This window comes from Amycolatopsis nivea (genome assembly GCF_004522235.1).
Lineage (GTDB): Bacteria > Actinomycetota > Actinomycetes > Mycobacteriales > Pseudonocardiaceae > Amycolatopsis > Amycolatopsis nivea.
Window position 1 is genome coordinate 27,799 of record NZ_SDLT01000024.1, and the last position, 24,680, is coordinate 52,478.

Below are 24,680 nucleotides of genomic sequence, written 5' to 3' on the forward strand. Positions count from 1 at the left end.
CGGCGCGGACGCGAGCACCGGCCCCGGTGCGCGAGAAGCGAGGGAGGGTGACACCGAGATGAGTGCGGCCGCGCACATTCCGCCGTCCGACCCCGCCGACCGCGTCGTCAACGGGCCGACCCCGAAGCACGCCCAGCTGCGGGAGATCCTGCGCCGCCTGGTGGAGCGCGAGCTCCCGCCGGGCTCGCCGATCCCGTCCGAGCGAGAGCTCGCGCAGCACTACGGCGTTTCGAGGCTCACCGTCCGCTCGGCGATCGGGAAGCTCGTCGAGGAAGGACTGCTGGCCCGGGTCAGGGGCAAGGGCACCTTCACCGCCGCCCGGCGGATGGAACTGCAGGTGTACCTGATGTCGTTCACCGACGACATGCGCCGGCGCGGGCTCACCCCGACCACCGAAGTGATCTCGACCTCGACCGAGGTCCCGCCGGTGACTTCGGCGCACGCGCTCGGCCTCGCCGAGGGCGTGGCGGCGCACCGGCTCGTGCGGCTGCGGCGCGCCGACGGCGTCCCGCTGGCCGTGGAGCGCGGCTGGTACCACGCGGGCCGGACTCCCGGCCTGCTCGACCTCGACCTGACCCGTTCGCTGTACGCCCAGCTGGCCGACGCGTTCTCGCTCCGGCCGGACCAGGCGTACCAGACGGTGTGGGCCGAATCCGCGGACCGCGAAACGGCGCGCCTGCTCGGCATGCGCACCGGCAGTCCGCTCCTGGTGTTCCGCCGGGTTTCCAGCTCCGGCGGCGAACCGGTCGAGGACATGACGTCCTGGTACCGGGGCGACCACTACCAGGTGACCATGCAGCTGGACCGGAACTCCCCGGGTTCCGGCGACCAACCCCACAATGGAGGTATCCGATGAGCGCCACCACCGCGGCTGGGGCCAGCGGGAAGAAGAAGGGCGGCGGCGGCCTTGCCGGGCTGCAGCGCTTCGGCCGCAGCCTCATGCTGCCGATCGCCACGCTGCCCGCGGCCGGTCTGCTGAACCGGCTCGGCCAGGACGACGTCCTCGGCAAGGACGGCCTGAACTGGGGCAAGGCCGCCGACGTGATCGGCGCGGCGGGCGGCGGCATCTTCGACTGGCTGCCGCTGATCTTCGCGATCGGCATCGCGGTCGGCTTCGCCCGCAAGGGCGACGGGTCGACCGCCGTCGCGGCCGTCATCGGCTGGGTCGTGTTCAACAAGGTGATCCAGGCGATCGCCCCGATCAAGAGCCAGCAGGGCTACAAGCCCGGCTGGGACCTCGCGCCGATCCACTGGCCCTACAGCGTGCTGACCGGCATCGTGTCCGGCATCGTGGCGGCCCTGCTGTGGCAGCGCTACCACCGGATCAAGCTGCCGTCCTGGCTGGCCTTCTTCGGCGGCCGCCGGTTCGTGCCGATCATCACCGCGCTGGCGATGATCGTGCTCGGCGTGATCTTCGGCCTGCTCTTCAAGTACGTCGACCAGGGCATCACCTCGGCGGGCGAGGCCGTCGTCGGCTCGCCGGTCCTCGGCGGCGGCATCTACGGCCTGCTCAACCGCCTGCTCATCCCGATCGGCCTGCACCAGCTGCTGAACGTGCCGGTGTGGTTCATCTTCGGCGGCGGCGACCTCACCAACTTCTTCCACCACGTGCAGGGCTCCGGCGCGTTCATGACCGGGTTCTTCCCGATCATGATGTTCGCCCTCCCGGCGGCGGCGTTCGCGATCGTGCACACCGCGCGTCCCGGCCAGCGCAAGCTCGTCGGCAGCATCATGATCTCGGCCGCGCTCACCGCCTTCATCACCGGCGTCACCGAGCCGATCGAGTTCGCGTTCATGTTCGTCGCGTGGCCGCTGTACATCTTCCACGCGGTGATGACCGGCGTCTCGCTCGCGGTCTGCAACGCGCTGGGCATCCACCTCGGCTTCTCGTTCTCCGGCGGCGCGATCGACTTCGCGCTGAACTCGTCGCTGGACACCGCGCACAAGGCGTGGCTGCTGATCCCGATCGGGCTCGTGTTCGCCGTGATCTACTACGTCGTGTTCCGCGTCGTGATCACCAAGTTCAACCTGCGCACGCCGGGCCGCGAGGACGACTCGATCGAGGGCGACCTCGAGCGCACGGCCGCGAAGTAACACCCGAGAAAAGCAAGAGAGGTACACCATGCCGGAGAAACGCGTCACCGTGGCCAGCAAGGTGGGGCTGCACGCCCGGCCGGCCGCACTGGTCGCCAAGGCGGCCGCGGCCCAGCCCGTCGCGGTCCAGATCGCCAAGGACGGCGGCGACCCGGTGGCCGCCGGCAGCGTCCTCAACCTGATGACCCTCGCCGCCGCGTACGGCGACGAGGTCGTCATCAGCGCCGAGGGAGACGGTGCCGAGGCGGCGGTCGAGGCCGTCGCCGAGCTGGTCGCCACCGATCTCGACGCTCAGTAGCGATACCGCTCCACGGGGAAAACACGAACCGTGCGGGGCTCCCGGACTTCCGGGGCCCCGCACGGTTCGTTCGCGCCGGGGCACTGCGGAACAGCCCGGCGGCGGGTCCTATTACGCTGGCGGGCATGGAGAGTCTGCGCCTGATCGACGAATGGCCAGTGGACAACGCCGCGGCCGGAGCGGTCTCCGCTTCCGGCGAGGTGCGCGGACGCCACGGCGACCCGGCCCGCCCGTTCCGGCTCGCGTCGGTCACCAAACTGCTCACCGCCTACGCCGCGCACATCGCGATCGAAGAGGGCGTCGTCGAACTCGACACGCCTGCCGGGCCGGAAGGCTCCACCGTCGCGCATCTGCTCGCGCACACCTCCGGGCTCGCCTTCGACGCGCACAAGGCGATGGCCGAGCCGGGCACGCGCAGGCTGTACTCCAACGCCGGGTTCGAGGAACTCGCCGACGCGCTGGCCGAGCACTCCGGCATCGCCTTCGCCGAGTACCAGCGGGAAGCGCTTTTCGAACCGCTGGGCATGACGTCGACCCGGCTGGACGGCTCCCCCGCCGCGGGCGCGGTGTCCACATTGGACGATCTGCTCCGGTTCGCCGCGGAACTGCAGGCGCCCAAGCTGCTCGCGCCGGAAACCCTCAGTGCGGCCACGGAAATCGCGTTCCCCGGACTGAACGGCGTGCTGCCCGGCTTCGGGCACCAGAAGCCGAACGACTGGGGCCTCGGCTTCGAGTTGCGCGACCACAAGAGCCCGCACTGGACGGGCGCGAACAGTTCGCCGCGCACGTTCGGTCACTTCGGGCAGTCCGGCACCTTCCTGTGGGTGGACCCGGAAGCGGGACACGCCTGCGTCGCGCTCGCCGACCGTTCGTTCGGGCCGTGGGCGGCGCAAGTGTGGCCGCCGTTCACTGACGCCGTGCTGGCGGAACTCTCCGCGTGAGACTCCGCTGGGCGCTGGCCGCTCTGCTGCTCGTCGCGGGTTGTTCCGCACCGGCCGCGCAAACCCAAGCGCCCCAAGCATTGCCCGCGCCGGACGCGCCGCTTCCGTTGGGCACCAACGGGGCCGCGGCACCGAAACTCGACTGGGCACCGTGCCATGGCAGTTTCCAGTGCGCGACGGCACCGGTTCCGTTGAGCTACCGCGAACCCGACGGCGCGAAGCTGAATCTCTCGGTGATCCGCATGCCCGCCACCGATCCCGCGCATCGCGTCGGGTCGCTGATGATCAATTTCGGCGGGCCGGGCACTGACGGCGTCGGCGAGCTGATGCGGTTCGGCCCGCGGTACCCCGAACAGCTGCGGGCCAAGTTCGACCTGGTGAGCTTCGATCCGCGCGGAATCGGCGGCAGCGCCCCGGTGCAGTGCCCGGGGACTCCGCCCGCCGCCGGTTCGCCGCTGCGGGACAGCGCGGCGTTCTGGACCGCCAGCGCGGCCGTCGGCAAGGCGTGCGCGGCTGGCACCGGTGCCGAGCTGTCGCACCTGTCGACGGCGAATGTCGCGCGGGACATGGATTTGCTGAGGCAGGCGCTGGGCGAGCAGCAGCTGAACTTCTACGGCTATTCCTACGGCACGTATCTCGGCGGCACCTACGCGAACCTGTTCCCCGGCAAGCTGCGCGCGATGGTCCTCGACGGAACGCTCGACCTCGTCGCGAATTCCACCGGACAGCCGGGCCAGCAGCAGAAACCGGTCGACGTGCGCGCCGACGTCGCGACTGCCCAGCAACAGGAACTCGAAGCGTTCTTCGCTGCCTGCAACGCGGCGGGGCCGGGCAAATGCGCGTTCGCCGGAGGTGACCTGAAGCAGAAATTCGCCGCGGTGTTCGACCGGCTGACGCACGGTCCGGTCGGCGGCATGACGGTGGCGTCGCTGATGGAAACGATCGACCGGGCGTTGTATCAGTCGTCCCGGTGGCCGCGGCTGGCGAAGACGCTCGCCGCGCTCGTGCCGTCGTCGCCAGTCTCCCCCGTGCCCGTGCTGGATCCGCGCGTGCCGACGCATTCGCCCGGGTTCCTGGCGGTGCAGTGCCTGGACAGCGAACTGCCGCAGGACACCGCCAAGTACGCCCAACTCGCTGCGGAAGAAGCGAAACGGCAGCCGTATTTCGGTGTCGCGCCAGTGTTTTCGATGGCGCAGTGCGTCGGCTGGCCCGCCCGGGACGAAGACCGGTACCTCGGACCGTGGAACCGGCCGCGGCAGCATCCGATCCTGATCCTGGCCAACCGGAACGACCCGGTCACCCCGCTTGCCAACGCCCAGGCCACCGCACGGGAACTCGGCGACGGTCACGTAGTCGTGGTCGACGGTGCCGGACACACCACGCTCGACGTGCCCAGCACAGCCGCTTCCGCAGCGATGGCACGGTATTTCACCGATCTGACGGTGCCTCCGGAAGGGACGGTCTACCCGCCGGAGGTCCGGCCGTTCCCCTAGCCGTTCAGCACGTTGATCGGCTCGCCCGCTTGGAACGCGGCGATGTCCTCGACCGCGCCGCCGTAGAAGATCTCGTACGTTTCCCGGCTCACGTAACCGATGTGCGGCGTCAGGATCGCGTTGTCCAACGTCCGCAGCGGGTGATCTGAGGGCAGCGGCTCTACGTCATAGACGTCCAGGGCGGCCGCCGCGATCGTCTTGCCGCGCAGCGCCTCCACCAACGCCGATTCGTCGACAATCGGCCCGCGCGAAGTGTTCACCAGGAGTGCGGTCGGCTTCATCGCGGCGAGTTCGGCAGCACCGACCAAACCGCGAGTGCGCTCGGACAGGACCAAGTGGACCGACAGAACATCGGACTGCGCGAACAGGTCCTCTTTGGACACTGCGGTGACCCCGTGCTCGGCAGCCCGCTCCGGAGTGAGATTCTGGCTCCACGCAATCGGTTTCATCCCGAACGCCTGGCCGATCCGCGCGACCTCGGCTCCCAGCCTGCCGAGCCCGAGCAGGCCGAGCGTCTTCTCCCGCAACGCCATCCCGAGACCGACCTGCCAGCCGCCCTCGCGCATCGAACGGAACTCGAGCGGCAGATTGCGCGCACCGGCCAGGATCAGCGCCCAGGCGTGTTCGACGGTCGGCGCGGCGAGCGCCCCGGTCGCGGACACCACGACACCGCGGCGCTTCGCCGCGTCCAGATCGATCGCCGCGTTCCGCCGGCCGGTGCTCACCAGCAGTTTCAGCTCCGGCAACCGGTCGAACACCGCGGCCGGGAACGGCGTGCGCTCGCGCATCGCGACCACGACGTCGAACCCGGCCAGCCGCGCGACGACCTCGTCCGGCCCGGCGAACGGCTCGGTGAACACCTCGATCTCCGCCCCGAGCGGCTCCCAGTCCGCACACTGGAGAGCCACGTTCTGGTAGTCGTCGAGGATCGCGATCTTCATGCCGCCCACCGTAACCCGCGGGTCAGGCGTTGCGCGCCCGCTCGATGATCTCGTCGATCACATCGTTCTTCGCGTCGGCGTAGTTCTGCACGTACTCCCAGACCTGCGCGGCGAGTTCGCGTTTCTTCGCCAGGTACAGCGCCAGTTCCTCCGGATGGCTGCGCAGCCGGTCGCGGAACAGCCGGTAGCGCTCGGTCTGGCCGTTGCCGGGCGAATGGACGTGCAGGTTGATGTTCGTGTCCGGGCCCTTGAACAGGCGGTGTTTCTCCCAGTCCGGCTCGCGGATCACCAGCCGGTAGCCCGCCGCTTCGAGGTCGGGGACGTACGCGTCCTCGTCGTCCGAATCCGGCACTTCGAGCAGAATGTCGACGATCGGTTTGGCGGCGAGCCCCGGCACCGAGGTGGACCCGACGTGTTCGAGCAGGAGCACGCGATCCCCGAGCGCCGCGCGGATCCGCTGTTCCTCGCGTTCGTAGAGCCGCGGCCATTCCGGGTCGTACTCGGCGAGCGTGATAGTGGTGCCGAGTTTAGGTGCCTCGCCAACCCACGCCGCTTGGATTTCTTTCTCGCCGAACTGTTGCCTGGTCACCGTGATTCCCCCTGTTGCTGGCTGAAAAGCAGCCCGCCAGGATATCAGGAGATCGGCAGCGGCAGGATGTTTCCGCTCGCCTCGCGCAGCGCCGCCCTCATTTCCGCACGCGGTGCCGGTTGCCCGGTGAAGTGCTCCGCTTGCCCGAAAGCCTGATGCAGCAACATGTCGAGCCCGGTCGCGAGCCGTCCGCCGCGCTGTTCGACCGCCTCGGCCAGCGGCGTCGGCCACGGGTGGTAGATCACGTCGAGCACACTGCCGATCCGGGACAGCTCCGCGAGATGCGGCACGACCGCGTCCGGCGGCACCGTGTTGACCAGCACCGCCGTGCGGTCCGCCAAGTCCGCGAAGTCCGTATCGGACCAGCGCAGCACGTCCACAGCGAGGCCCGCGCGCTTGGCCGCGTCCACGGTTTCCGAAGCCCGCGCCGGTTCCCGCACCACCAAACTCACCGTCGCGACGCCGAGCGTGGCCAATCCGACCACCGCGGCCGCAGCCGTCCCGCCCGCGCCGAGCACCACCGCCTGGTCGCTCGCGGAAGGCGAGTAGCCGCCGGCGTAGCGCAGGGCTCCGGTCACTCCGTCGACATCGGTGCAGTCGGCGAGCCAGCCGTCCGGACGCCGCACGAGCGTGTTCGCCGCACCGACCGCGGCCGCGCGCGGAGTGACCTCGACGGCGTGGTCGAGCGCGGCCCGCTTGCCCGGCATGGTGACCGAAAGGCCGACCCATTCCGGACCGAGACCGTCGACGAAGCCAGGCAGCTCGTCGGCGTCGGTCTCGACCCGGTCGTAGGTCCAGCCGTCCAGCCCCAGCGCCGCGAACGCCGCGCGGTGCAGCACCGGCGACAGCGAATGCGCCACCGGCTTGCCCAGCACCGCCGCGCGGCGCGGGCGGTCACTTGATGACGCCACGCTGCTCCGCCAGGGTCCTGTTCGCGTTGTGCTGGTCGTTCGTGACCGCGAAGCAGGAATGCCCGTCCTTCTCGCACTTCACGAAGTACACCCAGTCGCCAGGGGTCGGGCTGACCGCGGCCTTGATCGCGTCCATGCTGGGCACCGCGATCGGCGTCGGCGGGAGACCGTAGTTGGCGTAAGTGTTGTACGGTCCCGCTTTCGCCCGGTCCTCGGGTTTGGTGAGCAGCGTCGGGCGGTCCAGCACGTAGTTGACCGTGGAGTCCAGCTGCAGCCGGATGCGCTGCGTGAGCCGGTTGTAGATCACGCGCGAAATCTTGCCGAAGTCCGGTTTGATCGCCTCGCGTTCGATGAGCGACGCGATGATCAGCGTCTCGTACGGCGATTTCCCCGGCCCGGTGTTCTGCGCGGTGAGCCCGGCCGCCTGGATCGAATCGGCCGACTGCTTCACCAGGTCGGTGATCAGCTCGGTCGCGCTCCAGCCGGGTTTCACGTCGTACACGCCGGGCGCGATCAGGCCTTCGAGCCGTTTGTCCTTGCTCAGCGCCTTGCCCGCGTCGGCCAGCGCCCACTCCGGCGCGCCGAGCGCCTTGAGGTCGGCGTCGGCGACGGTCTTGCGCAGCTGGTCGACCGGAATGCAGGTGCTCTTGCCGTTCAAAGTCGCGCACGAGGCCTTCGACATCAGGCTGAACACGCCCGGCGTGACCTTGCCGTCGGGCTGGGTGATGTCGTCGAACTGGGTGTACGGCCGGATTTCCAGCCGCCCGACGCGCGCGGCGGGCGAGGTGATGAGGTCGACCGCGTTCTCGCCGGACATGTGCTGGCGCAGCAGGTAGTAACCCTGCTGGATCTTGCTCAGCGCGGTGTTTTCCGCGCCCGCCTTCACGAACGCCCGGGAACTCGCGACCACGCCCGCGTCGGTGAGCTTCGCGCCGATCGCGGACGTCGTGTCGCCCTGTTCGACCTGCACGAGCGCGTCGCCTTCGCCGGAACCGTCGAAGTCCGCGTAGCCGAAGATCTTCTGATACCCGAAATACGCGCCGCCGCTGAGCAGGACGAGCACGAGCACCGCGGCGATCCAGCCGATCGCGCGCTTGCGCTTCTTGCGGGGCTTCTTCGCGGGCGGCTCGTCGACCGGCGGCTCGGCCCCGTCTTCGGGGTAGCCGTCCTCGTCGTAGCCGTCGTAGTCCTCGTACTCGCCGTATTCGTCGTACTCGTCCTCGAAGAGGCCGTCGATCGGCTGCTCGTCCGGGTGCTCCGGTTCGTGCGCCGCGGCGGGCACGGCCGGGATCACTTCGGTGGGCTGCTCGACCGGCTGCCGGCGCGGCGGCTGGCTGCGCGGGTCGCGCGGCATCGACGCGTCCGCGAAACGCGGGTCGCGCGGCATGGAAGCCTCGGCGAACCGGGGATCCGGCGGCATCGACGCATCGGCGAACCGGGGATCGCGCGGCATCGAGGCCTCGGCGAACCGCGGGTCCGGCGGCATCGACGCGTCCGCGAACCGAGGATCGCGCGGCATCGAAGCCTCGGCGAACCGGGGATCCGGCGGCATGGAGCCGTCCGGCGGCGGAGCGGGAGCGCGCCGGACCGGAGGGGGCGGCGGCATCTCCGGCGCCCGGCGACGGCCAGGCGCGGCAGCTTCCGCGGGCAGCTCGACATCGTCCCGGCGACGACGGCCGGACGGCGGCTCGACGTCGACGGGCGGCGGAATGTCCTCGCGCCGACGGCGACGGCCAGCCGGAGGATCGACCGGCGGCGGCGCGTCCTCAAGCCGACGACGGCCGGCCGGAGCGTCGACCGGTGGAACGTCCTCGCGGCGACGGCGTCGACCGGCGGGCGGCTCGGCTTCCGCGGGCGGGAGGTCGTTCCCGGCCACCGGTACCTCGTCCGGAGTTATGCGGCGCGGCCGGGCGCGGGGAAGGTCGTCGGCCGCGTGCGGCGGCAAGTCCCAGTTCTCCGTCGACCGCTTCGGCCGGTCCTGCGGCGCGACCGGACGGCGCCGCCGGGTCGGCGGAGCGTCGGCGGCCGGGCCACGCGGCGGTTCGGCCGGAGGCATCGCGTCCGGTGCGACGCGACGGGGCGGTTCGCCGGCGGGGCGAGGGGTTCCCTCAGGCGCGCGCCGGCGTCCTTCCGCAGGACGCTGAGGCACGTCGCCACGCGGACGTCGTCGTTCGCCAGGCGGCATGCCTTCCGGCATCGCGCGGCGAGGAGGTGCTTCGTCTTCGGGCTCGCGTCGCCTGCGCCGTCCGCCGGGAGCGCCGGTACCCGCCGCGGGGTCCGGCACGTCCGGGTTGTCGGGGTTGCGCAGCCGACGGCGGCCACCCGGATTGCCGGGGCCGCGGGGGTCGGTCATGAGTCGCCTTTCCGGGCGCGGTGCGCGGCGGCGGCGTCGAGCCAGGCTTGCAGGATCTCGACTGCCGCTGCCTGGTCCACCACGGCGCGCTGCTTGCGTCCCTTGACCCCCCGCTGGGACAGCATTCGCGACGCGGTGACCGTCGTCAACCGCTCGTCTGCCAGCCGCACAGGCACGTCCCCCACGCGCCCGGCGAGCTTGTCCGCATACGCGAGCGCGATGTCCGCGGCCGCGCCCTGCCGGTTCGCCAGCGTCCTCGGCAAGCCCACGATCACCTCGACCACCTCGTGTTCGGTGACGAGATCGGCAAGCCGGTCCAGATCGCTGTCGTCCTTCGCATCACGGGAGAGGGTAACGAGCGGGCTCGCGAGCACGGGGGCGGGATCGCTGAGCGCGACCCCCACCCGGACAGACCCGACATCGACCGCGAGCCGCCTGCCCCGTCCCGGATCGGACTCGCCGGGCCGATCCGGGCCTCTCCGGGGGTTAGCGGCCAAGGTCCGCGACCGCCGCGCGCAGCGCCGTCACGGCCTGCTCCGCGCCCGCCGGGTTGCTGCCGCCGCCCTGGGCCATGTCCGGCTTGCCGCCGCCGCGCCCGCCGATCGCCCCGGCGAACGACGGCACGAGCTTGCCCGCCGCGATTCCCTTGTCGCGCGCCGCCGAGGTCGTGGCGACCACGAAGGCCACCTTCTCCCCCGAGGGCGCGAACAGCGCGACGACCCCGGCGCGGTCGCCGAGACGGCCGCGGATGTCCGAGGCGAGCGCGCGCAGGCCGTTGCCGTCGACGTCCGGCACGACCTCGGCGACCACCGAGACGCCGGAGACGTCCTGCGCCTTGTCCGCCAGCGCGCCGGCCGAGCCGAGCACCTGCTGCGTGCGCAGCTGCTCGATCTCCTTCTCGGCGTTCTTCAGCCGGGACAGCACGTCCTCGATCCGGCCGGGCAGTTCGTCCGACGGCACCTTGAACGTGTTCGCCAGCTGCGACACGAGCAGCTGCTCCTTGCGGACGTGCTTGAGCGCGTCCGGGCCGACCAGCGCCTCGACGCGGTGCACGCCGGAGCCGACCGACGCGTCCGACACCAGCTTGACCAGGCCCAGCTGGCCGATCCGGCCGACGTGCGTGCCGCCGCACAGCTCGCGGGAGTACTCGCCCATGTCGACGACGCGGACGTCGTTGCCGTACTTCTCGCCGAACAGCGCGACCGCGCCCAGCTCGAGCGCCTTGTCCTTGGTGGTGGTGTAGCTCTGCACCTCGACGTCGGTCTGCAGGTAGTCGTTCACTTCCTGCTCGACCTCGGTGAGGATGTCGGCCGACACCGCGCCCGGCGTGGTGAAGTCGAACCGCATCCGGCCCGGCGCGTTGAGCGAACCGGCCTGCGCCGCGCGCTTGCCGTACGCGCCGCGGACGGCCGCGTGCACGAGGTGCGTCGCCGAGTGCGAGCGCTCGATCGAGAGCCTGCGGTTCGCGTCCACCGACCCGGTGAGCCGGGTGTCGATCCCGACCTCGCCCTGGGTGACCTCGACGCGGTGCACGAACAGGCCCGGCACGATCTTCTGCACGTCGAGCACCTTCAGCTCGACGCCGTCGCCGACCAGCACGCCGGTGTCGGCGATCTGCCCGCCGCTCTCGGCGTAGAACGGGGTGCGGTCGAGCACCAGCTCCGCCTTGCGGCCCGCGGCGACACTGCGCACCGGCAGGCCGTCCTCGAGCAGGCCGACGACCTTCGCGTCCGCCTGCAGTTCGGTGTAGCCGAGGAACTCGGTTTCGCCGTGCTGCTCCAGCACCTTGCGGTACTCGGACAGGTCGCCGTGGCCGCTCTTGCGCGACGCCGCGTCCGCCTTGGCGCGCTTGCGCTGCTCCTCCATGAGCGTGCGGAACCCGGCCTCGTCGACGGTGAGGCCCTGCTCGGACGCCATCTCCAGCGTCAGGTCGATCGGGAAGCCGTAGGTGTCGTGCAGCTGGAACGCCTTGTCGCCGGCGAGCACGTCGCCGCCGCCCTTCTTCGTCTCGGCCGCGGCCAGGTCGAAGATGCGCGAACCGCTGGTGAGGGTGGCGAGGAAGGCTTCCTCCTCGACGCGCACGACCTCGGAGATCCGGTCGAACCCGCTGACCAGCTCGGGGTAGGTCGGGCCCATGGTCTGGCTGACGACCTTCGCGAACTCCTGCAGCACCGGCTCCTGCACGCCCAGCAGGCGCGTGGAGCGCACGATGCGGCGCAGCAGGCGGCGCAACACGTAGCCGCGGCCGTCGTTGCCGGGGGTGACGCCGTCGCCGATCAGCAGCACGCCGGTGCGCGCGTGGTCGGCGATGACGCGGAAGCGCACGTCGTCGGCGTGGTTGGCGCCATAGCGGCGGCCGGAGAACTCCTCGGCGCGGCCGATCACCGGGCGCACCAGGTCGGTCTCGTACACGTTCTCGACGCCCTGCAGGATCGTCGCGACGCGCTCGACGCCCATGCCGGTGTCGATGTTCTTCTTCGGCAGCTCGCCGATCGGCGGGTGGCCCAGCTTCGGGCTCTGGTCGCCGCGGACGTCCTGCATGAAGACGAGGTTCCAGATCTCGATGTAGCGGTCCTCGTCGGCGACCGGGCCGCCCTCGCGGCCGTACGCCGGGCCGCGGTCGTAGTAGATCTCCGAGCACGGGCCGCCGGGACCGGGCACGCCCATGTCCCAGTAGTTGTCCTTGCCGTCGCGGACCTGGATCCGCTCGCTGGGCAGGCCGGTGAGCTTGCGCCACAGCCCGGCCGCCTCGCTGTCCTTCTCGTAGACGGTCGCCCAGATCCGGTCCGGGTCGAGGCCGAAGCCGCCGTCGTCCTGGGACTTGGTGATCAGCTCCCAGGCGTTCTCGATCGCGCCTTCCTTGAAGTAGTCGCCGAACGAGAAGTTGCCCGCCATCTGGAAGAACGTGTTGTGCCGGGTGGTCTTGCCGACCTCGTCGATGTCCGGCGTGCGCACGCACTTCTGCACCGAGGTCGCGCGCGGGTAGGGCGGCGGGGCCTCGCCGAGGAAGTACGGCTTGAACTGGACCATGCCCGCGTTGACGAACAGCAGGTTCGGGTCGTCGAGGATCAGCGGGGCGCTCGGCACGCGCGTGTGGCCCCTGCTCTCGAAGTGGCGCAGGAAACGGTCGGTGATCTCGTGTGTGTCCACGGGTACGTCCTTGTGCTGGAACCCGGCTTCGGCCGGGGAAAGGAAACGGGGGTCGGAGGCGGCGGAAGGCGCGCGGAGATCAGCCCTCCGCCCGGCGAGCTCGCCGGGCGGGGCGACGTGCGGCGTGCCTGCCCGAAGGCGGCGCGACGGCGGTCCGCTCCTCGACCATGTCGTGCAGCTCCTGTTCCCGTTCGTTCATCCCGGCGCGCACCTCGGCGCCGAAAGAACCGACGGCGCCCGCGAGTTCCCGCACGGCGTCGCCCAAGTTCGATGCTAACCCGGCCGGCGTGGCCTGACGAGCGGTTTCGCTCGCCTTGCGGCTCAGCGCGACTCCCGCGACGACCCCGACCCCGAGCCAGAACAGCCGCTTCACTTCTTCCCCCGGCGGGCCGGGCGCTGCGCCTTCGAGGCCTTGGCTTCCTGCTTCTTGCGGCGCGCGCGGATGGCTTTGCTGATGCCGTAGGAAAGCGCGGCGGTCTTCACCAGCGGGCCGCCGAGCGTCGCGGTGAAGACCGACGAGAGCGCCGAGACGTTGCCGCTGACCGCCTGCGCGTTCGAGGTGATCCCGTCGACCCGCTCGAGCTGCGTGTTGACGTGCGTGATCGTCTCGTTGGCCCCGATCAGGATCGGGTCGCTGTTCTCGTGCGCCTTGCGGATCGCGATCGTCGCCTCGTCCAGCGTGCGGCCGAGCTTGAGCAGCGGGATCGCCAGCAGCAAGACCAGCAGTACGAAAGCTCCTGCGGCGATCAGCGCGGCGATCTGCCCTGCCGACACGGGCCCTCCTCGGGTGGTGCGGGGTCTTAGGTGGTGTGAGGTTACCGCCTGCGGCGCTTCTCGGCGGGGACCCCCCGCCGCAGTGGTCACCCAGCGCAGTCGCCGTCGCGGAAAACAGTTCGCGCCGGGCGTGTCCGAGCCGGTCTGCTCGTTCCATGGACTCCTCGAACGGACGCGGCCCGCTCCCCCGCGTGCTGGCCGGGCCGGGCGGCCCCGCCGCCGACGTGCTCGCCGGCCTTCCCGGCGCGGACCTGACCACGCTGCAACTGGAAGTAGCCCGCCGCCGAGCCGCGAAACTGCGCGGGCCGGACGTCCTGCGCCGCTACCGCGAGGACCGCTTCACCACCCCCGCGCCCTTGCCGTTCGAGGTTCTGCGGCGGGTCGAAGACTCCCTGCTTTCCGCCGCGCCGCTGGAATTCGATCGAGTGACCCTCTCGCCGGTTACCCCGCTCGGCACACATTCCACAGTGGCCGGACTGGCCCAGCACCGCGTCGTCCCCACTGGACGCGGCACAGAAGTCGCCGCGGACCCGACGAACGGCCTCGCGCTCGAAGCAGCAGTCCGCCGCACCGGTTCCGCGCCGGTGCGCCTCACCACCGTGCAACGCGTCGTCCGAGCCCAGCTTCCGGCCCCCGGTCTCTTCGCGCACTTCTCCCTGTTCGCCACCATCACCGCCGGTCGCGACCGAGGCAGCCTGTCCTTCGAACGCGAACACCTGATTGAGCACGCGCAGCTGCTCACTACAGCCGTGCGCGCCGCCGGCGCCCGCGCGGCAGGCTTCGAAGTGACCACTTTGGACACCCGCTTCGCCGATTTCGCCGCCTCGGTGCAGGAATCCTTGCCCGACGTGGCTGTTTCCGACGCCCCAGACCGCTCGGTCGGCCGCGGTTACTACTTCGGCCTCTGCTTCACCGTCACCGCAGACTTCGGCTCCGGCCTGGTCCCCGTCGGCGATGGCGGCTTCACCCCGTGGACCGCACGGTTGCTCGGCAACGCGAAGGAACGCCTGCTCGTCTCCGGCATCGGCGTCGACCGTGTCGCGTCATTGCTCAACGCTTGACGATCCCCTCGTACACCGCCGCCATGTCGTCCTCGCCATGCCCCGCCTCGACCGCAGACTCCAGATGCGCCAACGCAGCCGCCGCCCCGCCGACGTCGATCGCGTGCCCCGCAGCCTCGACGACAAGCCGCGCGTCCTTCGCCGCGAGCGATGCCGGGAAACTGGTCGGGTACTCACCGGCGAGCATCATGGGTCCCTTCGCTCGCGCGTAAGGCACGTCGAACCCAGTGCCGCTCATGACGTCGAAGAACAACTGCGGATCCACCCCGAGCACTTTCGCGAGGGCGAGACTCTCCCCGGTACCGTTGGTGAGCGCGAGAATCCACGCGTTCATCACCAGCTTGAGCCGCGTCGCCGTACCAGGTTCGGTGCCGAGCCAGCGAGTCGTGGAACCAATCGCGTCGAACACCTCCGCCGCACCGTCGTGCACGTTGTCCGGCCCAGCCGCGAGCACCTGCAGCTTCCCCTGCTCGGCGGGTCCTTTCGTCCCCATCACCGGACAATCGACAAACGGCACCCCCGCCGCGACGGACGCCTCAGCAAGCCGATCAGCCCACTCGACCCCGACGGTGCTGGTCTGCAACCAAATAGTCCCCGGTTCGAGGGAGAGCCCGCGAAACACCTCAGCAACCGCAGGCCCGTCGGAGAGCATGGTGACCAGGAAATCGGCCCCCTTGACCGCCTCGCCAGGCGACCCGACAACGGTGACCCCGTCCGCGACAAGCGGCTCAGCCTTGGCCCGAGTCCGGTTCCAAGCCCGCACGGTCACCCCAGCACGAGCAAGATTGGCGGCCATCGGACGGCCCATGATCCCGGTACCGAGAAATGCGACTGTGGTCATCCGGCCATCGTGCCGCCAGACCCAAACCTCGGCAGGATGACCGCCCCGCCGCTGTCCTGAGGGCCACCCTGAGGAACTCTGATTCCGTCAGGGCCCCCCTCACGACCAGCCACCGGCGGTGAGGGGCCCCTTCACGGACCTAGATTCCCTCAAGGAGCCCTTCACGGACCACCCTCGCCGCAGCCCCCGCCAGCGATGCGCCCCAATGCGGCATTGGGTGCATCTCACGCACCGAACGCCACATTGGGTGCGTCCCACGCACCCAATGCCACATGGGGGCGCAAGCCCCGCCCGAGAACCGGCAGCCGATGCACCCCAAACATCGAGCACCCAGCCCACCCCCGCAGCCGATGCACCCGCTATCGAGTCACCCAGCCCCACCGCAGCCGATGCACCCAACGATCAGTGCACCCAGCCCTCCACCGCAGCTGGTGCACCCGACGATCAGCGCCCCCCACCCAAACCGCAGCCAGTGCACCCAACGAGCGAGGCACCCAGCCCCTCCCCCAACCCCGATACGAAGCTCCCCTGCGGTTCGGGGGTGCTTGTCAAGGCATCTTTCCCGCCTTGACAAGCACCCCCGAACCGTCAGCACAATCAACCTTCGGGGTGCCCCACGCAACCAAGGCAGGCAATGTCGCCGCCAGGCGACGAGCCGATCACCGACCCACCCCAACCCGCTCAGCAACCAACTCCGCAAACCCAGGAAACTCCCCCGGCACCAAGTCCCGAACCACCCCACCCCGAACAGCCCCAGCCCGCCGAACCCGAACAGTCACACACCCCGCCGCCCCGTCCTGCCAATGCCGAACCCCGGCGGGAACAGTCAGCACATCCCCCGGCTCACACAACACCGCATGCACCGCACGCCCAGCATGCAGATACCAAACCGCAGCCCCCCGAACGAAAAACCGATCCTCAACCCCACCCCAGCTGCGCTCCACCAGCGAGGTCTCCCCACCAACCACATCCACCGACCCACCCCCCAGCGAGTCGATCAACTCCCGATACCGACCCACCAAGTCCCCACCGGAGCCGTCGGAGCCGTCAGAACCGTCCTCAACCAGGGGCCACCGAGCGAACCCAGCCCCCACCCGCCCCAACTCGGCGACAATCGCCCCAGTGTCCTCAGTCCGCAGCAGCACATGCCCAGGCTGGTCATCAGGCCAGACGGTCAACAACGTCATCGCCGCCCCCTCTCCTTGAAGAGGAGCAACCGACGAGACCCCCGAATGTTCCCCCGCCACCGGAAGAAAGTGGCGACCTTCACTCACCGACCGCTGACCGGCACACTCACCCCTGCCGCTCGCCCCGGATCGTCCGCCGCAACCGAGGCACCCGCTCAGCCAGCGTCCGCTCCCCGCCACGCTGCGTAGGCTCGTAGTAATCCCGCCCCACCAGCTCGTCCGGCGGATACTGCTGAGCCAGCACCCCCTCCGGCACGTTGTGCGGATACCGGTACCCCTGAGCGTTGCCGAGTTGCTTCGCCCCCGCGTAGTGCCCGTCCCGCAGATGCGGTGGCACCGTCCCGATAGCCCCCGACCGAACGTCGCTCAACGCCGTATCAATGGCCGTGACCACCGCGTTCGACTTAGGCGCCGTAGCCAGATGGATCGTCGCCTGCGCCAGCGCGAGCCGCCCCTCCGGCATCCCGATGAACTGCACCGCGTGCGCCGCCGCGACCGCCGCCTGCAACGCTGTCGGATCCGCCAGCCCGACATCCTCGCTCGCGTGCACCACCAACCGCCGCGCGAGGAACCGGGGATCCTCCCCCGCCTCGATCATCCGCGCCAGGTAGTGCAACGCCGCGTCGACATCCGACCCGCGGATCGACTTGATGAACGCACTGATCACGTCGTAGTGCTGATCACCGTCGCGATCGTACCGCACCGCCGCCTTGTCCACAGTGGACTCGACAACGGCAAGGTCGATCGTCTTGTTCTCGGTAGCGGACGCGGCATCCGCGGCTGCCTCCAGCGCCGTGAGCGCACGACGCGCGTCACCGCCAGCCAGCCGCACGAGGTGTGCCCGCGCATCATCCGTCAGTGTGAGCTCGCCGCCAAGACCGCGCTCGTCGGTCAGCGCGCGCTCCAGCACCGCGACGATGTCGTCGTCGGTGAGCGGCCGCAACTGCAGCACCAAGGACCGCGACAACAGCGGCGACACCACCGAGAACGACGGGTTCTCCGTGGTCGCCGCCACCAGCAGCACCGTGCGGTCCTCGACCGCGCCGAGCAGCGCGTCCTGCTGGGTCTTGGAGAACCGGTGCACCTCGTCGATGAACAGGACGGTGTTCTCGGTGTTGTACTGCCTGCGCCGCCGCGCCTCCTCGATGACGCCGCGCACCTCCTTGACGCCCGCCGACAGCGCGGACATCGCGACGAACCGGCGTCCGGTGGCGATCGACACCAGGTTCGCCAGCGTGGTCTTGCCGGTGCCGGGCGGGCCGTAGAGCAGCACGGACGCCGGAGCGGCCCCCTCGACCAGCCGGCGCAGCGGGGCCCCTTCGCGCAGCAGGTGCTGCTGCCCGACCACCTCGTCGAGCGTGCGCGGCCGCATCCGCACCGCGAGCGGCGACGTCGCCGGGTCGGCCTGCGGTTCGGCCTGGTTCGCTCCGGAGGGTTCCGGCGGCGGCCCCACGTCGGGGTTCACCGTGAAGAGTTCGTCCTGTGCCACGCCGACGACGGTATCCGACCACCCCGACAATCCCGCTCGCCCGGCCCCGCAGCGCCGCCGGAGGGGCAGACTGGGGCGATGGTCTCCTCGGTCGCGGTGCTGTCCGATATCCACGGCGTGCTGCCCGCGCTCGACGCGGTCCTCGCCGAGCCCGACGTCCACGCCGCCGACCTGGTGGTCCTGTGCGGCGACCTCGCGGCCGGACCGCTGCCCCGGCAGACGCTCGACCGGCTGGTTTCGCTCGGCGACCGCGCGGTGTGGGTCCGCGGCAACGCCGATCGCGAACTCGTCACGCTCGCGGGCGGCGGCCCCACCAAGATCCCGGACCCGATCGGCCCGTGGGCGGCGACGCAGCTGCGGCCGGGTCAGGTGGCGCTGCTCGACGGGTTGCCGTTGACGGTGACGCTCGAAATCGACGGACTCGGCGAAGTGCTGTTCTGCCACGCCACTCCGCGCGACGACGAAGAGGTCGCGCTCGTGGACAGCCCCTTGTCGCGCTGGGCGGAGGTCTTGGACGGCGTCACGGCGGAGACGGTGGTCTGCGGGCATACCCACATGCCGTTCCTGCGATTGGCCGACCGCTGCCGGATCGTGAACCCCGGCAGCGTCGGAATGCCTTATGGCACAACGGGTGCACACTGGGCACGGCTCGGCCCTGGCGTCGAGTTGCGGCGTACTGCTTACGATGCGGAAGCCGTGTGCCGGGAGTTGGCGGAGACGTCGGAGTATCCCGGAATCGAGGACTGGAACGACTATTTCGTACGGAATCCGGCGTCGGACGCGGAGGCGTTGCGGGTATTCAGCCCACGCGCTCGCGGAACGAGCGCCACATGATGACCGCGGCGTAGGGCAGGAACTCCCGGCCGCGCCGCCAGAGCCACGGCACGCCTTTAGCCACGAGCCAGCCGAAGTGCGCGGCTGCGCTTGGTTCGACTCCGCCGGAGCAGGTGAGGCTCACCGGTTGCGGCACCTCGAAACCGGCTGCTGCGGCTAGGTTCGCGAAGCCTTCTGCGAGCATGCGGTGGCCAAGTTCGGAAGGGTGCAGGCGGTCGACGCTCCAGACGGTGAGGTCGTAGGCGCCGGGGAGAGTGTCCAGGTTCAGGCAGGCGATGCCTTCTGTTTCCACTACTCGGTCGATTGCCTCGTTCAGTTCCGTTACGCGGGCGCTGAGGGCTCGCTTCAGGGACGGCGGGAGGCGGAAGACCTTGCTGTGATCATGGAAACGCACCGGGAGGACGGTGGTTCCGACCGCGGCCAGTTCGCGGACGATCGCGGTGAGGTCCGCTGCGATGTTGTCCGCGTTGAAGTCCGGGCGGAGGGTGTCGTTCATGCCTACTACGACCAGGGCGATGTCTGGGCGGTGGGCGATGGTTTGCGGGAGTTGGTCGGTGCGCACGCAGGACATGCGGGCACCGGTGAACGACGGGTTCAGGTAGCCGTCTTCGGTGATGCCCAGGGCTTCCGCGACCAAGGGGCCTACGCCTCGCCAGCCGCCTCGGTTGGGGAGGGGGTCGCCTAGGCCTACGGCGGTGGAGTCGCCTAGGACTGCTAGGCGGGTTGCTCGTCGGGGCTGGGTCTTGGGGCTGGGGGCTGGGGTTGGTTTTGCGGGTGGGGTGACTCCGACGCTGATCACGGTCACGACCAAGACCATCCGGTATGGAGGCTCACCGCTGGTGATGGGGAGGTAACGCGGTATGGACGGAGGTGGGAACTTCCGGTACTCGGGGGCTGGTTGGGGGTCTGTGCGGCGGCTCGTCGCCTGGCGGCGACATTGCCGTGGTGGTTGCGTGGGGCACCCCGAAGCTTGATTGTGCTGACGGTTCGGGGGTGCTTGTCAAGGCGGGAAAGATGCCTTGACAAGCACCCCCGAACCGCAGGGAGGCTTCGTATCGGGGTGCGCGGGAGGGGCTGGGTGCCTCGATGCTTGAGTGCATCGGCTGCGGGTAAGGGCTGGGTGCGCTGACCGTTGGGTGCACCGGCTGCGGGAGCGGCTGGGTGGCTTGATCGTTCCGTACGTCGGCTGCGGGAGCGGCTCGTGCATCGCTGCGGGGAGCGGCTGGCGCATCGATCGTTTAGTGCATCGGCTGCGGGGAGCAGTGGCGCCTCGGCGGTGGGCGCATCGGCTGCGGTTGGGCGGTGGAAGTGCGCAGTTTGGGGAGCTGGAGGCGGGGGTCGCGGGGGGGTGCGGGTAGCGCCCCAATGTGGCATTGGGTGCGTGGGACGCACCCAATGTGGCGTTCGGTGCGTCTGACGCAACAAATGCCGCATTGGGGCGCATCGCGGCGGGTGCGGGCTGGCGGGTGGGCTGTGAAGGACTCCTTGAGGGAATCCAAGTCCGTGAAGGGGCCCCTCACGACCGGAGGCGGGTCGTGAGGGGAACCCTGACGGAATCAGAGTCAATGAGGGTGGCCCTCACGGAAAGCGGCGAAGGGGGCGCGCGGGGTCAGCGGAAGGCTGGGTAGAAGGCTAGGTCGGCGTGCGGGCCCAGGCGGGCGGCCAGGGCGGCGGCGACTCTCGTGGAGTGTTCGGCGACTTCGGTCAGGCGCGAGTAGCCGGCGTGCCTCGCCAGTTCGCGCCACCAGGTGACGAGGGCGGCCTCGCGGCTGACTGGGGTGGCGTGCCTGGTCAGGTTCAGCTGCGGGAGCAGCTCGCGGGTGATTTGCCAGACTTGCAGCATCTCGCTGATGGTGAGTTGCTTCGCCAGCTCGACGTCGTCGGCGAAGGACGGCCAGACGTCGACGATTTCGGCTCGCCAGGCGGCGATCATCGCCTCGCTCATGCCTGCGGGGAGCGCCATCGCGCGCGGGTCCGACACGAACGGCAGCCGCAGGCAGGAGGCGTCGACGAGGGCGGTTCGGACCCGGCCGCGTTCGAAGTCCAGGAAGCGGACTCCGGAGCCGGTGACCAGGTTGTTTTCCGGGGCCAGTTCGACCGGGCTGAACGCGCGGAAGGCGGCCGACCGGGCTTGGGCGACGGCTTCGGCGATGCGTTCGCGCACGGACTCGGGGACGGGCACATCCAACAGTTCGGAGAGGAGTTCTTCGACGTCGTCGGCCAGGCCTGCCAAGCCGTCGTTGTCGGTGCGCACTGGGCCGCCCAGGCGGCGCAGCAGCGCGTTGAAATCGGCTTCGCGGCTGGCGGTGCTCGCGTGCAGGCGGCCCAGCGAGCGGGCCCACGAGAGCAGTGCTCGTTCGGCTGCGCGGGAGTCCCGGGCGGCCAGTTTGTCTCGCAGGGTGGGTGCGCGGCCCAGGTCCTCGATCACCAGCACGCGGTCGCTGCCGTCGTGGGCCAGGAGTTCCGGGCACATCCGCTCGTCCGGCGCCAGTGCGGTGAACAGCTGGTAGCTCACGGCTTCCTGGGCGAACGGGTCGACCCGGCCGGGTTCCGGCGGGTCCGGATAGTGCTTGACCACCAGGGTGCGCGGCAGAGCGAAGGAGGAAGACACGACCCGTGCCCGGACGACGGTCGCCGGGCCGCTTCCGGAGAGGTGTTCGGGCGAGACCAGCGTGATCGCGCTCCCAAACCGGCGCGTGAGCACCGCCTCGCCCGCCGCGACGGCCGCGGCGACTGCGAGTTCCCCGGCTTCCGCCCGGACTCCAGCGTCGCCGGCGGAGGAGGTGTCGACTGTCATTGTCACCGACCCTACTCGTGACTGAGCAACCATGACCACAACGTTCCGGGCGCCGGGACGCGCCCGGAATCACCCACGGGAAAGCGGACGCAGCAACGCGTCGGAACGTTGCTTGCGTCGGCGAACTATCAGCACAATGGCCGCAGCAAGAACGATTCCGAAGAGGTTGACCAGCAGCTGCAGCACCGAAAAACCGGTCCGGTCCCAGCGTCCGGCGACCGCCGCGACCATGGCGTAACCGGCCGCGGGGACCGTCGTCACCGAAATGAACACGCCGACGAGCGCGGCCGATTTCGCCGACGTCATCGCGAGCATTCCGGCCGCCCCGGCGAGCAATGCCACCACGAACGACGCGGGTCCGACCTGATACACGAAATCGACCTGATGGTTATTGACTATCGCGTGCGGATCGAAAAGACCGGCCGAGCTGCCGAGCAGCACTCCGAGCAGCGTGATCGCCATCGACACCGGGAAACCGACGGCCAGCGCGACCCCGGCCCGGCGCACCAGGTCCCAGCGGCGCAGCACCATCCCGACCGCGACCGCGGCGAGCGGGCCGAACTCCGGCCCGACCACCATCGCGCCGACGATCGTCACCGACGAGTCGGTCAGCACGCCGACCGCGGCGAGCAGGCACGCGATGGCGAGGAACGCCTGGAACGTCGCGTTCCATCGCGATTCCTCGCCGGTGCGGCCGAGCAGCTCCTGCCACACGACCGCGTCCGCGCCTTCGCCGGGAGCGGCTTCCTCGGCCGCGTCGGCGGCATCGGACAGCGCTGTGTCCAGCGATTCCATGGTGATGCCGCCGCTGCGGTCGAGACCGAGCGCGCACAAGGCGTCGACGATGTCGTCGGCCGCCTCCCGCGCGACGTCCGCCTCGATGAGGTCGCCCTCGGGCGAGACGGACGCGCCGCGGTGCACGATCAGGTGCGCCGCGCCCGGGTGGGTGCGCAGCAGCTCCAGCGTCTCGTCAGTGCGCTCCGGCGGGCAGATCGCCCTGAGGTGCAGCACTAGCTCGCCCCGCCCCGCCAGCCGCCCTCGACGGACCCGCTGTGCGCGGCCACTACTTCTCCTGTGCGGCAGCCGGTTTGTTCTGCGGGACCGCTGGTTTCGCGTCGATCCCGGCTTCCTTGCGCTGCTGCGCGGTGATCGGCGCCGGCGCGGCGGTGAGCGGGTCGTAGCCGCCGCCGGTCTTCGGGAACGCGATCACGTCGCGCAGCGAGTCGGCCTTGGCCAGCAGCATCACGATGCGGTCCCAGCCGAACGCGATGCCGCCGTGCGGGGGCGCGCCGAACTGGAACGCCTCGAGCAGGAAGCCGAACTTCTCCTGCGCTTCCTCCTCGCCGAGGCCCATCAGCGCGAACACGCGCTTCTGGACGTCCTCGCGGTGGATACGGATCGAGCCGCCGCCGATCTCGTTGCCGTTGCAGACGAGGTCGTAGGCGTAGGCGAGCGCGTTGCCCGGGTCCTGCTCGAACTTGTCGATCCACTCCGGGGTCGGCGAGGTGAACGCGTGGTGCACGGCGGTCCACTTGCCGGAGCCGACCGCGACGTCGTCGCCGATGTCCTCGACCGGCGCGAACAGCGGCGCGTCCACGACCCACACGAACGACCAGGCGTCCTCGTCGATCAGGCCGAGCCGGCGGCCGATCTCGTCGCGCGCGGCGCCGAGCAGCGGCTGAGCGGCGGAAACCTTGCCTGCGGCGAAGAAAATGCAGTCGCCGGGCTTCGCGCCCGCGGCTTCCGCGACGTTCGCGCGCTCGGTCTCGGAGAGGTTCTTGGCGACCGGGCCGCCGAGCGTGCCGTCCTCGTTGACCAGGACGTACGCGAGGCCCTTCGCGCCGCGCTGCTTCGCCCATTCCTGCCAGGCGTCGAGCTGACGACGCGGCTGCGAGGCGCCGCCCGCCATGACGACCGCACCGACGTACGGGGCCTGGAACACACGGAACGGCGTGTCCGAGAAGAAGTCGGTGAGCTCGGTGATCTCGAGGTCGAACCGCAGGTCCGGCTTGTCGGAGCCGTACTTCGCCATCGACTCGCGGTAGGTGATCCGCGGGATCGGGGTGGCGATCTCGTGGCCGATCAGCTTCCAGAGCGACTTCACGATCGCTTCGCCGACCGCGATGACGTCGTCCTGCTCGACGAAGCTCATCTCGATGTCGAGCTGGGTGAACTCGGGCTGGCGGTCGGCGCGGAAGTCCTCGTCGCGGTAGCAGCGGGCGATCTGGAAGTAGCGTTCCATGCCGCCGACCATGAGCAGCTGCTTGAACAGCTGCGGCGACTGCGGGAGCGCGTACCAAGAGCCGGGCTTGAGCCGCGCGGGCACGAGGAAGTCGCGGGCGCCTTCCGGGGTGGAGCGGGTCATCGTCGGCGTCTCGATCTCGACGAAGTCCTGCGCGTGCAGCACCTCGCGCGCCGTGCGGCTGACCTCGCTGCGCAGCCGGATCGCGGCCGCCGGACCGCTGCGGCGCAGGTCGAGGTAGCGGTACTTGAGCCGGACCTCCTCGCCGACGTCGACCCGGTCGTCGATCGGGAACGGCAGCGGAGCGGCCTCGGACAGCACTTCCAGCTCGGTGGCGAGCACCTCGATCTCGCCGGTGGCGATGTCCGGGTTCGCGTTGCCCTCGGGCCGCTTCGACACCTCGCCGACGACCTTCACGCAGAACTCCGACCGCAGCGCGTGCGCGCGCTCGGCCATCTCGCCCTCGCGGAACACGACCTGCGCGACGCCGCTGGCGTCCCGGAGATCGATGAAGATGACTCCGCCGTGATCGCGCCGCCGCGCCACCCAGCCGGTGAGGGTGACGGTCTGACCGGCCTGCCCGGCACGCAGAGTGCCGGCTTGATGAGTGCGGAGCACTGCGACTGCTCTCCCTAGGTCCACGAGATTCGGGTGCGGCGGGTGCACGGGGTTGAGCCGAACACGC

20 protein-coding genes and 1 pseudogene are annotated in these 24,680 nt (G+C 70.2%); 7 read left to right on the forward strand and 14 right to left on the reverse strand.

The genetic code is table 11. The features are described 5' to 3' along the window. The first annotated feature begins 58 nt into the window (after positions 1-58). The 5 genes from EIZ44_RS25955 to EIZ44_RS25975 all read left to right on the forward strand — a co-directional run bounded on the left by EIZ44_RS25955 (position 59) and on the right by EIZ44_RS25975 (position 4,826). Complete coding sequence (locus tag EIZ44_RS25955; RefSeq protein WP_037818964.1) at positions 59-856, forward strand: GntR family transcriptional regulator; 798 nt, start codon at positions 59-61, stop codon at positions 854-856. After that, the gene (locus EIZ44_RS25960) at positions 853-2,094 is read left to right on the forward strand and encodes a PTS transporter subunit EIIC (protein ID WP_037818965.1); all 1,242 of its coding nucleotides are present in this window, start codon (positions 853-855) and stop codon (positions 2,092-2,094) included. Before EIZ44_RS25955 ends, EIZ44_RS25960 begins: the two co-directional genes overlap by 4 nt. 28 nt (positions 2,095-2,122) lie before the next feature. Next, on the forward strand, positions 2,123-2,392 hold the full coding sequence (locus EIZ44_RS25965) for an HPr family phosphocarrier protein (RefSeq protein ID WP_037818967.1): 270 nt from the start codon (positions 2,123-2,125) through the stop codon (positions 2,390-2,392). 125 nt (positions 2,393-2,517) lie between these two features. Next, positions 2,518-3,333: a serine hydrolase domain-containing protein gene (locus tag EIZ44_RS25970; protein WP_037818969.1), complete on the forward strand. Its 816-nt coding sequence runs from the start codon at positions 2,518-2,520 to the stop codon at positions 3,331-3,333. Further along, positions 3,330-4,826 carry an alpha/beta hydrolase gene (locus EIZ44_RS25975; protein ID WP_037818971.1) on the forward strand — a complete coding sequence of 499 codons (1,497 nt, stop codon included), beginning with the start codon at positions 3,330-3,332 and terminating at the stop codon, positions 4,824-4,826. Before EIZ44_RS25970 ends, EIZ44_RS25975 begins: the two co-directional genes overlap by 4 nt. On the opposite strand, the gene EIZ44_RS25980 is transcribed toward EIZ44_RS25975, so the two are convergent. The 8 genes and pseudogenes from EIZ44_RS25980 to EIZ44_RS26015 form a co-directional block, all read right to left on the reverse strand. Further along, a complete protein-coding gene (locus EIZ44_RS25980; protein ID WP_037818972.1) occupies positions 4,823-5,767 on the reverse strand; it encodes a D-2-hydroxyacid dehydrogenase family protein in 945 nt (314 codons plus the stop codon). The two genes, EIZ44_RS25975 and EIZ44_RS25980, sit on opposite strands and share 4 nt — an antisense overlap. A 25-nt stretch (positions 5,768-5,792) precedes the next feature. Further along, a pseudogene (locus tag EIZ44_RS25985) lies at positions 5,793-6,356 on the reverse strand (GrpB family protein); the annotation flags it as partial. Positions 6,357-6,400: 44 nt separating this feature from the next. Continuing rightward, complete coding sequence (locus tag EIZ44_RS25990) at positions 6,401-7,267, reverse strand: shikimate dehydrogenase (RefSeq protein WP_078870738.1); 867 nt, start codon at positions 7,265-7,267, stop codon at positions 6,401-6,403. Continuing rightward, on the reverse strand, positions 7,251-9,620 hold the full coding sequence (mltG, locus tag EIZ44_RS45985) for an endolytic transglycosylase MltG (RefSeq protein ID WP_276323751.1): 2,370 nt from the start codon (positions 9,618-9,620) through the stop codon (positions 7,251-7,253). Before mltG ends, EIZ44_RS25990 begins: the two co-directional genes overlap by 17 nt. Beyond that, a complete protein-coding gene (ruvX, locus tag EIZ44_RS26000) occupies positions 9,617-10,117 on the reverse strand; it encodes a Holliday junction resolvase RuvX (RefSeq protein ID WP_037818975.1) in 501 nt (166 codons plus the stop codon). Before ruvX ends, mltG begins: the two co-directional genes overlap by 4 nt. After that, positions 10,107-12,770, reverse strand: coding sequence for an alanine--tRNA ligase (gene alaS, locus EIZ44_RS26005; protein WP_037818976.1), 2,664 nt, complete (start codon positions 12,768-12,770; stop codon positions 10,107-10,109). The genes ruvX and alaS overlap by 11 nt, the downstream gene beginning before the upstream one ends. Positions 12,771-12,849: 79 nt before the next feature. Continuing rightward, the gene (locus EIZ44_RS26010) at positions 12,850-13,143 is read right to left on the reverse strand and encodes a hypothetical protein (protein ID WP_037818978.1); all 294 of its coding nucleotides are present in this window, start codon (positions 13,141-13,143) and stop codon (positions 12,850-12,852) included. Next, positions 13,140-13,544 carry a DUF948 domain-containing protein gene (locus EIZ44_RS26015; RefSeq protein WP_037818980.1) on the reverse strand — a complete coding sequence of 135 codons (405 nt, stop codon included), beginning with the start codon at positions 13,542-13,544 and terminating at the stop codon, positions 13,140-13,142. The genes EIZ44_RS26010 and EIZ44_RS26015 overlap by 4 nt, the downstream gene beginning before the upstream one ends. A 155-nt stretch (positions 13,545-13,699) precedes the next feature. Here EIZ44_RS26015 and EIZ44_RS26020 point away from each other — a divergent pair, with 155 nt between their 5' ends. Further along, complete coding sequence (locus EIZ44_RS26020; RefSeq protein WP_205673303.1) at positions 13,700-14,605, forward strand: hypothetical protein; 906 nt, start codon at positions 13,700-13,702, stop codon at positions 14,603-14,605. Here EIZ44_RS26020 and EIZ44_RS26025 read toward each other — a convergent pair. Together EIZ44_RS26025 and EIZ44_RS26035 are read right to left on the reverse strand one after the other, a co-directional pair. Then, the gene (locus EIZ44_RS26025; protein ID WP_134666339.1) at positions 14,595-15,446 is read right to left on the reverse strand and encodes an NAD(P)-dependent oxidoreductase; all 852 of its coding nucleotides are present in this window, start codon (positions 15,444-15,446) and stop codon (positions 14,595-14,597) included. The two genes, EIZ44_RS26020 and EIZ44_RS26025, sit on opposite strands and share 11 nt — an antisense overlap. A gap of 1,293 nt (positions 15,447-16,739) precedes the next feature. After that, complete coding sequence (locus EIZ44_RS26035; RefSeq protein WP_037818985.1) at positions 16,740-18,122, reverse strand: replication-associated recombination protein A; 1,383 nt, start codon at positions 18,120-18,122, stop codon at positions 16,740-16,742. 78 nt (positions 18,123-18,200) lie between these two features. On the opposite strand from EIZ44_RS26035, the gene EIZ44_RS26040 reads away from it, so the two are divergent. Next, positions 18,201-18,956 (forward strand): metallophosphoesterase family protein, encoded by a 756-nt coding sequence (locus EIZ44_RS26040; protein WP_134731737.1) that lies wholly within the window; start codon positions 18,201-18,203, stop codon positions 18,954-18,956. Here EIZ44_RS26040 and EIZ44_RS26045 read toward each other — a convergent pair. The 4 genes from EIZ44_RS26045 to aspS all read right to left on the reverse strand — a co-directional run bounded on the left by EIZ44_RS26045 (position 18,922) and on the right by aspS (position 24,613). Continuing rightward, positions 18,922-19,773: an SGNH/GDSL hydrolase family protein gene (locus EIZ44_RS26045; protein ID WP_134731739.1), complete on the reverse strand. Its 852-nt coding sequence runs from the start codon at positions 19,771-19,773 to the stop codon at positions 18,922-18,924. The genes EIZ44_RS26040 and EIZ44_RS26045 overlap by 35 nt on opposite strands. A gap of 792 nt (positions 19,774-20,565) precedes the next feature. Further along, positions 20,566-21,753, reverse strand: a complete 1,188-nt coding sequence (locus EIZ44_RS26055) for a phosphotransferase (RefSeq protein ID WP_134731743.1) — start codon at positions 21,751-21,753, stop codon at positions 20,566-20,568. 69 nt (positions 21,754-21,822) lie between these two features. Further along, on the reverse strand, positions 21,823-22,764 hold the full coding sequence (locus EIZ44_RS26060; protein WP_134731745.1) for a DUF389 domain-containing protein: 942 nt from the start codon (positions 22,762-22,764) through the stop codon (positions 21,823-21,825). 52 nt (positions 22,765-22,816) lie between these two features. Then, positions 22,817-24,613, reverse strand: coding sequence for an aspartate--tRNA ligase (gene aspS, locus EIZ44_RS26065; protein WP_134666349.1), 1,797 nt, complete (start codon positions 24,611-24,613; stop codon positions 22,817-22,819). Positions 24,614-24,680 lie beyond the last annotated feature (67 nt).

Excerpts from the sequence above, each read along its gene's own strand:
- EIZ44_RS26025 (WP_134666339.1), bottom strand. The coding sequence starts at position 15,446 with ATGACCACAGTCGCATTTCTCGGTACCGGGATCATGGGCCGTCCGATG.
- EIZ44_RS26020 (WP_205673303.1), top strand. The coding sequence starts at position 13,700 with ATGGACTCCTCGAACGGACGCGGCCCGCTCCCCCGCGTGCTGGCCGGG.
- EIZ44_RS25970 (WP_037818969.1), top strand. The coding sequence starts at position 2,518 with ATGGAGAGTCTGCGCCTGATCGACGAATGGCCAGTGGACAACGCCGCG.
- mltG (WP_276323751.1), bottom strand. The coding sequence starts at position 9,620 with ATGACCGACCCCCGCGGCCCCGGCAATCCGGGTGGCCGCCGTCGGCTG.
- EIZ44_RS25965 (WP_037818967.1), top strand. The coding sequence starts at position 2,123 with ATGCCGGAGAAACGCGTCACCGTGGCCAGCAAGGTGGGGCTGCACGCC.
- EIZ44_RS25955 (WP_037818964.1), top strand. The coding sequence starts at position 59 with ATGAGTGCGGCCGCGCACATTCCGCCGTCCGACCCCGCCGACCGCGTC.
- EIZ44_RS26055 (WP_134731743.1), bottom strand. The coding sequence starts at position 21,753 with ATGACAGTCGACACCTCCTCCGCCGGCGACGCTGGAGTCCGGGCGGAA.
- EIZ44_RS26040 (WP_134731737.1), top strand. The coding sequence starts at position 18,201 with ATGGTCTCCTCGGTCGCGGTGCTGTCCGATATCCACGGCGTGCTGCCC.
- EIZ44_RS26045 (WP_134731739.1), bottom strand. The coding sequence starts at position 19,773 with ATGGTCTTGGTCGTGACCGTGATCAGCGTCGGAGTCACCCCACCCGCA.
- EIZ44_RS25980 (WP_037818972.1), bottom strand. The coding sequence starts at position 5,767 with ATGAAGATCGCGATCCTCGACGACTACCAGAACGTGGCTCTCCAGTGT.
- EIZ44_RS25960 (WP_037818965.1), top strand. The coding sequence starts at position 853 with ATGAGCGCCACCACCGCGGCTGGGGCCAGCGGGAAGAAGAAGGGCGGC.